Origin of the sequence: Streptomyces sp. NPDC002133, from assembly GCF_040296405.1 — a bacterium.
Lineage (GTDB): Bacteria > Actinomycetota > Actinomycetes > Streptomycetales > Streptomycetaceae > Streptomyces.
Window position 1 is genome coordinate 157,254 of record NZ_JBEOXF010000011.1, and the last position, 11,197, is coordinate 168,450.

Below are 11,197 nucleotides of genomic sequence, written 5' to 3' on the forward strand. Positions count from 1 at the left end.
AGCATGAGCGGAGAGGTGATCGATGGGCGTCGCGGGACCCCCCGGGCCGGTAATGGACCGGGACGAGGTGGACCGTGCGCTGGCGCGGCTCGGGGAGGAGCACGAGGCCATAGAGACCTCGCTCCTCGCCCTGCAGGACCACGCGGGCCGCAGGCTCCTGGAGGGCGCCGAGCTGACGGGGGTCACCAAGGACCGCTGGGCCTCCACGGAGCAGGCGATCACGCTGCTGTGGGGCTACTTCGACGCGTACGCCGCGGCGCTCACGGCCGCGCGTGAGCTGCGGGCTCGGCGCCGCTGGCCGAACAAGGACGACCTGGTCGAGCTCACCGACCGGCTGCGCGGCCCGAGTGTCACGATCGCGAGCTCCGCCGCGCACCCGTCCCCGTCGATCACCGGACCGGCCAAGCTGTCCGAGCGGTTCACGCTGGAGGCCCTGGTCAGCCGGATGAACCAGCTGTACGCGCGCTCGCTGGACATGGTCGTGGCCGCCGACTCGGTCTGGTCGGCGCTGCCCGCCCGGATAGATCTGCTCGCCGCCGAGCTGCAGCGCACCCGTTCCCTCGCGCACTCGGTGGGCGTGCGGCCGGGCGAGCATCCGGCCGGCGACGACCTGGAGTCGATCACGCACGAGCTGTCCGCGCTGCGGGCGCAGGTGGTGTCGGATCCGCTGGCGTTCTGGACGCCCGCACCGGTGAGTTCGGCGCCGGGCGGCGGCCGCCCCGACACCGACCGCTACGACCGGGCGGCCCGCGCCCTGGAGGACGTACGGCGTGAGATCGAGGCGGTCCTCGCGGTGCGGCAGGACTCCGAGGACCGGCTGATCCGGCTGCGGGACCTGCTCTCGCGCGCGGACCGCACCCTCGCTGAGGCGCGGGTCGCACGCGGTGAGGTGCTGGCGAAGATCGCCGCGTCCGAGGTCCCCGCGGTCAGCGGGCCCCCGACGGCCCTGCAGGAGCGGCTCGCCATGGCCGCCGAGTACCGGCGGCACGCCAGGTGGCACCGGCTCTCGCCGCTGCTGGAGTCGCTGGAGCGGGATGCCGAGGACGAACTGATGCGCGCCCGCGAGTCGTTGACGGCCGTGACGGCTCCGCTCGCGGTCCGTGCGGAGCTGCGCGGGCGGCTCGACGCGTACAAGGCGAAGGTCGCCCGCCATGGAATGGCGGAGGATCCGCTGCTGATCGAGCGCTACGACGCGGCGCGCCGGATGCTGTGGAGCGCGCCCTGCGATCTGCGCGCCGCGGAGCAGGCGGTGCTGCGCTATCAGCAGGCGGCGGCGGATGTCCTGGTGCCGCGACAGGCGGGGCCCAGAGACCGTACCGGCCGACAGGGGGAATCGTGAGTGACATGAACAAGTGCGTGCGCCCCGGCTGCGAGGGGTCGTACGAGGACGTCGGCGGCGGCGAGCTGTACTGCGACACCTGCGGCCTCGCGCCCGACACCGCGCAGGCCTCGGCGGCGGGCGCGGGCGGCGGTGCGAGCGGTGCCGGTGCCGTGCCCGCCTGCCAGCGGCCCGGGTGCGAGGGATCGTACGAGGACGTCGGCGGCGGCGAGCTGTACTGCGACACCTGCGGCCTCGCCCCGGTCGTCTCGGTGAACGGCTCGCTGTCGTCCCCGCCCACCGGCATCACCGGCGGTGGCGCCCACGGCAGCAACAGCAGCTCGGCCAGGAGCGGTTCGCGGTCGTCCGCCCGGTCGTCGTCCCGGTCCTCGCGGTCGTCACGCTCCTCGACGTCGCGACGGTCGGTCTCGGGCCGGCTGTCGCGTTCGCTGTCGGGCCGCAGCACCGGCCGTTCGGTGTCGGTCCGCAGCTCCGGTTCCACCTCCTCCACTTCCGGACGGGGCAGGCTGGGCGCGGGCCTGGTCTCGATGCCGGAGGTGCCGCGCCCCGACCCGCGTTCCGCGGTGATGGAGAACCCCGAGGTCCCCGAGCGGAAGCGGTTCTGCAGCCGCAGCGACTGCGGCGCGCCGGTCGGGCGTGCGCGCGGCGACCGCCCGGGCCGCACGGAGGGCTTCTGCACCAAGTGCGGCCACCCCTACTCGTTCGTGCCGAAGCTGAGCGCGGGCGACGTCGTGCACGGGCAGTACGAGGTGATCGGCTGCCTCGCGCACGGCGGCCTCGGCTGGGTCTACCTCGCCATCGACCGTGCCGTCTCCGACCGCTGGGTCGTCCTCAAGGGCCTGCTGGACACCGGAGACCAGGACGCCATGGCCGCGGCGATCTCGGAGCGCCGATTCCTCGCGGAGATCGAGCACTCCAACATCGTCCGCATCTACAACTTCGTCGAGCACCTCGACCAGCGGACCGGCTCGCTCGACGGCTACATCGTCATGGAGTACGTCGGCGGCAAGTCCCTCAAGGAGATCGCCAACGAGCGCCGGGCACCCGACGGGAAGCGCGACCCGCTGCCGATCGAACAGGCCTGCGCGTACGGCATCGAGGCGCTGGAGGCGCTCGGCCATCTGCACAGCCGCAACCTGCTGTACTGCGACTTCAAGGTCGACAACGCCATCCAGACCGAGGACCAGCTCAAGCTCATCGACATGGGCGCGGTCCGCCGGATGGACGACGACGAGTCGGCGATCTACGGCACCGTGGGCTACCAGGCCCCCGAGGTCGCGGAGGTGGGCCCGTCGGTCGCCTCCGACCTGTACACGGTCGCGCGCACGCTGGCGGTCCTGACATTCGACTTCCAGGGCTACACGAACGTGTTCGTGGACTCCCTGCCCGACCCCGACAACATCAAGGTGTTCCGGACCTACGAGTCCTTCTACCGGTTGCTCGTGCGCGCGACCGACCCCGATCCGGCGCGCCGGTTCGCCTCCGCACAGGAGATGGCGGACCAGCTGACGGGCGTGCTGCGGGAGGTCGTCGCGCTGCAGACGGGTCGGCCCAGGCCGTCGCTGTCGACGCTGTTCGGCACGGAACTGCGCGTGACGGACGCGGAGTTGTTCGCCGAGCTGGACGGCGAGGTGTCGGTGCTGGGTGCACGAGCGGCGGCCCGCAAGGGCGGCTTCCTCCGAGGAGGCGTGGCCGGCGGCGGCAACGGGGGCCGGGCCGCGACGCACGCCCTGCCCGGCGGAGCCGGGAGCGCCGGGGTGCCAGGTTCACCCGGCCGCCTCCCGGGCGCCGGAGGCCCAGGACAGGGGACACCCGCGTTCGCGTACGCGCAGACGCAGGCCGCGGTGCCCTCGCCCCGTACCGAGGTGCCGGCACCGCAGACCGCCGTCGCGGCGCAACCGCAGCTCGTCGGGCTCGATGCGCGGGCGACCGCGCTGGCGCTCCCGGTGCCACGCGTCGACCCGGGCGACCCGAACGCGGGATTCCTCGCGGGCCTGATGGCTTCCGCCCCCGCGGAGCTGATCGCCGCACTGCACGCCGCGCCCGCGAGCTCCGTGGAGCTGCGGCTGCGGGAGCTGCGCGCCCGCCTCGAGATGGACGACCTCGGCTCCGCGACGACGTCGCTGGCCGATCTGGAGTCCCGGCACCCGGACGACTGGCGGGTCGTCTGGTACCGCGGCATCGCGTCCCTCTCGACCGGTGACAACGAGACCGCCGCGCTGTCCTTCGACGCGATCTACGACGCCTTCCCCGGCGAGGCCGCGCCGAAGCTCGCGCTCGGCGTCTGCGCCGAGGTGCTGGGCCAGCTGGACAACGCCGCGGAGTACTACCGGCTCGTGTGGACGACGGACCCGAGCTATGTGAGCGCGGCGTTCGGCCTGGCCCGGGTGCAGCTCGCCGCGGGCGACCGCGTCGGGGCCGTGCGAACGCTGGAGTCCGTGCCCGAGGCGTCGATCCACTACACGGCCGCACGGGTCGCCGCGGTCCGCGCGAGGCTGCGCAGACGCGCCGCGCACGATCCGCTGATCGACGATCTGACCGCCGCCGCCGACCAGGTCACGGCCCTCCACGGGTTCGGCCTGGACGCGGTGCGCCGGGAACGGTTGTCCACAGAGGTGCTGGGCACGGCACTGGACTGGGTACTCTCCGGTAGTCCCGGGGCCCGGCCCACCGCGACAGTCCTGCTCGGCAGCGAACTGGACGAGCGCGGACTGCGCTTCGGACTTGAACGCTCGTTCCGGGTGCTCGCCCGGCTCGCGCAGCACGGCGAGGAGCGCATCGAACTGGTGGAGCGGGCCAACCGTTTCCGCCCCCGGACGTGGGTGTGAGTGATGGACCGGATGCACCAGCTCTCCGCGTGCCCCAGTTGCGAGGAGCCTCTGGAGTCGACCGACCTGTTCTGCGGTGCCTGCGGGTACGACCTGTCGGCCGTACCCGAGCCGCCGCGGGACCAGCCCACGATCGCCATCGGCTCCCCGGTGGAGCGGCCGGTGACCGGCGACCGGGACGGCTCCGGCGCCGCCCCACCGGGCCCGCAGCCGCCCGCCGAGCTTCCGGGCACGGCACCGGACGCAGGCGTGGTCGCGCCCTCCGGCACGCCCGCGGGCGGCCGTCCGCTGCCCGCGACGGCGGTACGTTTCGACCGCCCGGACGCCGCGCTGCCCCCGGCCGGCCCGGCCGCCGACACCGCGTCCACATCGGGCGACTTCGAGCTCGCCGCGCCCGACCCCCGCGCCGCCGCCCCGGCCCCGGCGTACGCGGCACCCCCCGCCGGGACGAAGCTGTGCGTCGCCTGCCGCGCCGGCCATGTCGACACGGACGGCTACTGCGAGCACTGCGGGCACGCCCAGCCCCGTGAGCGCGACCACATGGAGCAGGAGCTCGGCGCGGTGGCCGCGGTCAGCGACCGCGGACTGCGCCACCACCGCAACGAGGACTCGTTCGCGGTCTCCTCGACGGCGCTGCCCGACGGCTCGCCCGCCGTCATCGCGATCGTCTGCGACGGCGTGTCGTCGGCGACCCGCCCGGACGACGCCTCCGCGGCGGCCGCAGCCACGGCCAACGAGTCGCTGCTGGAGTCGCTGCCCCGTGGCGGCCATCCGCAGCAGGCGATGCACGAGGCGATCGTCGCGGCGGCCGAGGCGGTCAACTCGCTGGCGGCCGAGCCCGCCGGGGCGATGGAGCACGATCCGCACCGCCATCAGAACGCGCCTGCGTGCACAGTCGTCGGCGCCGTCGTCGCGGCCGGTCTGCTGGTCGTGGGCTGGGTCGGCGACAGCCGGGCGTACTGGGTGCCCGACGACCGCAGCGGCCCGCCCGCCCGCCTCACCGAGGACGACTCATGGGCGGCCCAGATGGTCTCCACGGGTCTGATGAGCGAGGCCGAGGCGTACGCGGACGAGCGCGCCCACGCCATCACGGGCTGGCTCGGCGCGGACGCGTACGAGCTGGAGCCGCACACGGCCGCCTTCAAGCCGGACCGCCCCGGTGTGGTCGTCGTCTGCACGGACGGCCTGTGGAACTACGCGGAGGCCGCGGAGGAGTTGGCGCGGATCCTGCCGCAGGACGCGGCGGGCCGCCCGCTGGCCGCGGCCCAGGTGCTGGTCGGTCACGCTCTGGACGGCGGCGGCCACGACAACGTAACAGTGGCCGTGCTCCCGTTCGCCGTCCCGGCACAGGGGGCAGGATCGGCCTGAACAAGGCCTCGTCCTCTTCGCCCGATCGGCAACCCCTTTGTCATTTCTGTCTGTTACGTGGAGCTCAAGGAGCCGGATCAGATGGCGAACTTTTCCAAGTCGACCGTGCCGCAGTTCTCCGTCGATGTGTACCAGAACGAGTTCCTGCCGGAGGGCGGTCGCGAGGTGAACGCGATCGTCACGGTCACCTCCACGGGAGGCGGTACGAGCGGCGGTGTCCCGCTCACCGGGGTGACCGCCTCCCCCTCGTCCATACCGGGTCGGGGATCGAGCGCCGCCGTGGTGCTCATGGTCGACTGTTCGGGCTCGATGGACTACCCGCCGACGAAGATGCGCAACGCGCGCGACGCCACGGCCGCGGCCATCGACACCCTGCGCGACGGCACGGCCTTCGCCGTGGTCGCAGGCACACATGTGGCCAACGAGGTCTACCCGGGCGGTGGCGGTCTGGCGGTCGCCAGTGCCACGACGCGCGCGCAGGCCAAGGAAGCGCTGCGCAGGCTGAGCGCGGGCGGCGGCACCGCGATCGGCACCTGGCTGCGCCTTGCCGACCGGCTGTTGCAGTCGGGGGACGTCACCATCCGGCACGGAATTCTGCTCACCGACGGCCGCAACGAGCACGAGTCGCCGCAGGACCTCCGGGCCGCCCTGGACGCCTGCGCCGGCCGCTTCACCTGTGACGCCCGCGGCGTGGGGACGGACTGGGAGGTCAAGGAGGTCACCGGCATCGCCTCGGCGCTCCTCGGCAGCGCCGACATCGTCGCCGACCCGTCCGGTCTGGCCGCGGACTTCACGCAGATGATGGAGAACGCGATGGGCAAGGAGGTCGCGGACGTGTCGCTGCGGCTGTGGACACCCGTCGGTGTGGAGATCAAGTTCGTGAAGCAGGTGGCGCCGACGGTCGAGGAGCTGACCGGCCGGCGCACGGAGGCGGGGCCTCGTGCCGGTGACTACCCCACCGGCTCGTGGGGCGACGAGTCCCGCGACTATCACGTGTGTGTGCAGGTGCCGCAGGCGAACATCGGCCAGGAGATGCTCGCGGCCCGGGTCTCGCTGATCCTCCCCGACCTGGCGGGCGGCACCCCGCAAACCCTCTCCCAGGGGCTGGTGCGGGCGGTGTGGACGGACGACATGGCGGCGTCGACATCGATCAACCCGCAGGTCGCGCACTACACCGGGCAGGCCGAACTGGCACAGGTCATCCAGCAGGGCCTGGACGCCCGCAAGTCGGGGGACATGGACGGCGCGACGGCGAAACTGGGGCGTGCGGTGCAGCTGGCGGCGGCCTCGGGGAACGAGGACACTGCGAAGCTGCTGGCGAAGGTGGTGGACGTCGTCGATGTGGCGACGGGTACTGTGCGACTGAAGGCGAAAGTTGCGGAGGCGGACGAGATGACACTCGAAACGCGCTCCACGAAGACAGTTCGCGTCAAGAAGTAGACATGAAACGGAACGCGTTGCACAGAACGCGAAGCAGTAGGACGTGTCCGGCCCTTGCGCGGGCCTGACGTAACGAGAGGGGGAAGCACCGACATGCCGACCTGCCCGAACGGACACCAGTCGGGTTCCGACGACTGGTGCGAGGTCTGCGGCCATCGCATGGCCGGGGCGGGGGCTCCGGCGGGCGCGGTGCCGCCGCCTCCTCCCCCGCCGCCCGCGCCCGGGTACGGCTACCCGGGTCCCGACGCCACGGCCCAGGCGGAGCTGTGCCCGCAGTGCCGTACGCCGCGCGAGGCGATGGCGCCGTTCTGCGAGGAGTGCCGCTGGAACTTCCTCACGAACACGGCGACGTCGTACACGCCGCTGGCCCCGCAGAACCGCCCGGGGCCGGGTGGACCCGGCGGTCCGGTGCCCGGGTTGAACCTGCCGCCCGGCTTCCAGGCGCAGCAGCAGCAACCGCGCCCGCCGGACCCGTTCGAGTACCAGAGCTCGCGGCCCTCGCAGATGAACCGTCCCGCCGAGCCGCTGACCGGCGACCCGTCGGCGCCGCAGCCGCCGCAGCCGGGCCCTCCCCCGCCCCCGCAGACGTTCCAGCAGTCCGGCCCGCCCGCGCCGCCCCAGACGTTCCAGCAGTCCGGCCCGCCCGCGCCGCCCCAGACGTTCCAGCGGCCCGGTCAGCCCCCGATGCCGTCGCAGCCCGGTTTCCCGCAGGCCGTCCCGGCTCCGGCGCCGGGACCCCAGCAGCCGCAGGGCGGCGGGGACGACTGGGTGATCTCACCGCCCTCGCAGGCGCAGCCGCCGCAGCCGCCTCCCTCCATGCACCAGCAGGGGCCGCCGCAGCAGCAGTACCGGCCGCCCGCGGGCTGGACGGCGGTCATCGCGCCCGACCGTGCGTACTTCATGGCGATGATGCAGCGCAGCGGCCCCGAGGCCGCCGGGCTGAATCTGCCCGCGTACTCCCCGGAGCAGAAGCTTCCGCTCTCCGGCAACCAGGTCACCATCGGCCGTCGCCGGCACTCCACCGGTGAGCAGCCGGACATCGACCTCTCCGTCCCGCCGGAGGACCCGGGCGTCTCGCACCAGCACGCGGTCCTCGTCCACCAGCCGGACGGCACCTGGGCGGTGGTCGACCAGAACTCGACCAACGGCACCACGGTGAACGGCGGCGAGGAGCCGATCCAGCCCTTTGTCCCCGTCCCGCTGAAGGACGGCGACCGGGTGCACGTCGGCGCCTGGACGACGATCACCCTTCGTCGCGGCCAGTAGCGGCCAGGGGCCAGGCGTACGGCCCTTCGGGGTCGTCCAGCCAGGCCCACTGGTGCCGGCCGCTGACCGTGACACCGAAGCGCTCCCGCTCCGGCCGCTGCTCGCGCTGCCAGAGCGAGAGCGCTTCGTGCGGATCCAGGCTGCCCGCGGTCAGGGCGAGCAGAAAGTGGAACAGCTCGCTGTCGGCCGCCCGCCGCGGCAGTCCGGCGGAGCGCGGGACCGATGCGCGCACCGACATACCACCGCGAAGCGGGACAAAATACGCAGGGGTGTGCAGAAAGCGCCCTTCCGCATGGCCGCCGTCCTGTACGTGCAGCGCGACCAGCCCGGTGGCGAGCGGGGCGAGGATCCGGGCGCCCGGACGGCACTGCGCGAGCCAGCCCTGCGGTACGGACGGCAGGGCGCACGTGGCGATGATCCGGTCGAAGGGGCCGCGCTCGGGGCAGCCGCGCGCACCGTCAACGGTGATCATGGTGGGGTGGTAGCCCGCCGCTGTGAGATGGGCCCGCGCGGACTCGGTGATCTCCGGGTCGAGTTCGACGGTGGTCACGAGCGCGTCGCCGAGCCGATGCGACAGCAGGGCGGCGTTGTAGCCCGTGCCGGCGCCGATCTCGAGGACGTGGTGCCCGTCCCGTACCCCCAGCGCGTCCAGCATCCGGGCCATCAGCGACGGCTGGCTGCTGGAGGAGAGGAGCCGCCCGTCCCGTACGCGAGTGGCGAGCGGCCCGTCCGCGTACGCACCCCTCAGCCACCGCTCGCGCCGGTCCGGATCGTGGTCGCCGCACCAGAGCCGCTCGTAACCGGCGAAGGTGGAGACGTAGTAGTACGGCACGAAGAGATGCCGCGGCACCTCCTCGAAGGCCGCCCGCCAGGCGTGATCCTCCAGCGCGCCGGTCGCGGCGATGCGCCGCACCAGCGCGCGCCGCACCTCGGCGGCGGGACCCGCGAAAGGGTCCTGCACCGCAGGAGCGTCCCGCTGTGCACCCATACCTCCACTTTCCTGCGCGCCCGGGCGGGAGGCGAGCACCTGGCGGCCGCTTTCGGACGGAGTCCCGGGCCGGATCCGGGGAAGGACCTAGGACCCAGGTCTTCCGTCGGCCTGTCTGAGACGATGGAACGGTGAACGAGATTCCGAGGGGCACACTTCAGGAGCAGACCTTCTACGAGCAGGTCGGTGGCGAGCAGACCTTCCGGCGCCTGGTACGGCGCTTCTACGAGGGTGTCGCCGAGGACCCGCTGCTGCGCCCGATGTACCCCGAGGAGGACCTCGGCCCTGCCGAGGAGCGGTTCACGCTGTTCCTCATCCAGTACTGGGGCGGCCCGCGCACCTACAGCGATCGCCGCGGCCATCCCCGGCTGCGGATGCGCCATGCGCCGTTCACCGTCGACAAGGCCGCGCACGACGCCTGGCTGAAGCACATGCGGGTGGCCGTCGACGAGCTGGGCCTCTCGGAGGAGCACGAGCAGCAGCTGTGGAAGTACCTCACCTACGCCGCGGCGTCCATGGTCAACTCCGCGGGCTGAACCGCCGGGTCCCGGGTTCCCGGGTCCGGTTATCGGTCACGATCACGTCAAGGTCGGCCGTAACCCCCCTGGAAGCGGTTTCCCGTCCGGGTGCCCTCTGAAAGCATCCGATGAACGTTCGATGGGGGTTGGACCGGGGGTACGGGTGACGGGGTTCATATTCCTGCGCGTGGGAGCGCACCGCCTGCTGCTCGCGGCCGCACTCCTCGCAGTGCTGCTGACCACATCCGTGCTCGCCTCCCTCGCCGCGCTCGAAGGGTCGGTCGGGGACGCGGCACTGCGACACACCCTGCGCGGCCCGGCCGCCGCCTCCGCGTCGCTCGTCATCAGCGCGGACGTGCCGCCGGACCGGCGGGACGCGGCGCACGAGGCCGCGGTCCGCGGCGCACGGCAGACCTTCGACGGGCTGCCGGTGACCGTACGGAAGCTGGAGCGCTCGGGCGCGTACGCGCTGCCGCGTTCGCTCCAGGCTCCCGAAGCCCGCAAGGGCCAGCCCGACCTCACCCACGTCGCCGCCCTGGACCGGTCCCGGATCAGGCTCGTCGCGGGCACACTGCCGGGACCGGCCCCCGCCGCGCGTACCGCCCCCGTGCCCGTCGCACTGCCCGAAGCCGCCGCCGAGCTGCTGAAGCTGCGCCCCGGGGCGCGGATCACGCTCACCGACCGGCTGGCCGGCACGCCGCTGACGGTCCGGGTGACGGGTGTCTACCGGCCCGCCGACACCGGCGATCCGTACTGGCAGCTGGACGCTCTCGGCGGCCGCGGGGTCCGTACCGTCGTCTTCACGACGTACGGACCATTGCTCACCGACCCGTCCGTGCTCGCCTCCGGCCGCACCTCGTCGGACTCCACCGCCTGGGTGGCGGCGGCCGACTACCGGACCGTCGCCACCGACCGGATCGGCGCGCTGCGCGAGGCGGCCGTGCGCGGCCCCGAAGCGCTCCGCAAGGACCCGGTGTTCCGGGGCAGCGCGACCGTGACGACCGCGCTCCCCGCGGTGCTCGACCGGACCGAGCGGGCTCTGCTGGTGTCCCGGTCCACGCTGATGATCGTCGCCGTGCAGCTGGTGCTGCTCGCCGGGTACGCACTGCTGCTGGTGGCGCGACTGCTCAGCACGGAGCGGGCGGGCGAGACCGATCTGCTGCGGGCGCGCGGCGGTTCGCGCCGCCGGATCGCCGGTCTCTCCGCGCTGGAGGCGCTGCTGCTGGCCGTCCCGGCCGCGGTCTGCGCCCCGCTGCTGTCCGGCCCGCTGACCCGGCTGCTCGCGCGGACATCCTCCCTCGACCGGATCGGGCTGGGCCTCGGCGACGCTCCGACCGGCCAGGTCTGGCTGGTCGCGGCCGGGGTCGCGGTCTGCTGTGCGGCGGGACTGACCTGTCGCGTCTGGCCAACGAGCTGGGCGCATCGACTTCGAGTCCGATTTCTAGCGAGC

8 protein-coding genes are annotated in these 11,197 nt (G+C 73.3%); 7 read left to right on the plus strand and 1 reads right to left on the minus strand.

From position 1 onward, the window contains the following. The first annotated feature begins 22 nt into the window (after positions 1–22). The 5 genes from ABT078_RS15230 to ABT078_RS15250 all read left to right on the plus strand — a co-directional run bounded on the left by ABT078_RS15230 (position 23) and on the right by ABT078_RS15250 (position 8,241). Positions 23–1,339, plus strand: a complete 1,317-nt coding sequence (locus ABT078_RS15230) for a hypothetical protein (protein WP_502981221.1) — start codon at positions 23–25, stop codon at positions 1,337–1,339. Between the two features lie 5 nt (positions 1,340–1,344). Continuing rightward, complete coding sequence (locus ABT078_RS15235; RefSeq protein WP_351227726.1) at positions 1,345–4,167, plus strand: serine/threonine-protein kinase; 2,823 nt, start codon at positions 1,345–1,347, stop codon at positions 4,165–4,167. Between the two features lie 3 nt (positions 4,168–4,170). Continuing rightward, positions 4,171–5,535 (plus strand): PP2C family protein-serine/threonine phosphatase, encoded by a 1,365-nt coding sequence (locus ABT078_RS15240; RefSeq protein ID WP_351227689.1) that lies wholly within the window; start codon positions 4,171–4,173, stop codon positions 5,533–5,535. An 81-nt stretch (positions 5,536–5,616) separates the two neighbouring features. Beyond that, positions 5,617–6,975: a vWA domain-containing protein gene (locus ABT078_RS15245; protein WP_351227691.1), complete on the plus strand. Its 1,359-nt coding sequence runs from the start codon at positions 5,617–5,619 to the stop codon at positions 6,973–6,975. A gap of 93 nt (positions 6,976–7,068) precedes the next feature. Next, positions 7,069–8,241, plus strand: a complete 1,173-nt coding sequence (locus tag ABT078_RS15250) for an FHA domain-containing protein (RefSeq protein WP_351227693.1) — start codon at positions 7,069–7,071, stop codon at positions 8,239–8,241. Here ABT078_RS15250 and ABT078_RS15255 read toward each other — a convergent pair. After that, entirely contained in the window at positions 8,219–9,229 is a 1,011-nt protein-coding gene (locus ABT078_RS15255; RefSeq protein WP_351227695.1) for a methyltransferase domain-containing protein, read from the minus strand. The genes ABT078_RS15250 and ABT078_RS15255 overlap by 23 nt on opposite strands. Positions 9,230–9,360: 131 nt before the next feature. Here ABT078_RS15255 and ABT078_RS15260 point away from each other — a divergent pair, with 131 nt between their 5' ends. Together ABT078_RS15260 and ABT078_RS15265 are read left to right on the plus strand one after the other, a co-directional pair. After that, positions 9,361–9,765 (plus strand): globin, encoded by a 405-nt coding sequence (locus tag ABT078_RS15260; RefSeq protein ID WP_351227697.1) that lies wholly within the window; start codon positions 9,361–9,363, stop codon positions 9,763–9,765. Between the two features lie 145 nt (positions 9,766–9,910). Next, positions 9,911–11,197: FtsX-like permease family protein (locus tag ABT078_RS15265; protein WP_351227699.1), on the plus strand; the 1,287-nt coding region annotated here is incomplete at its 3' end.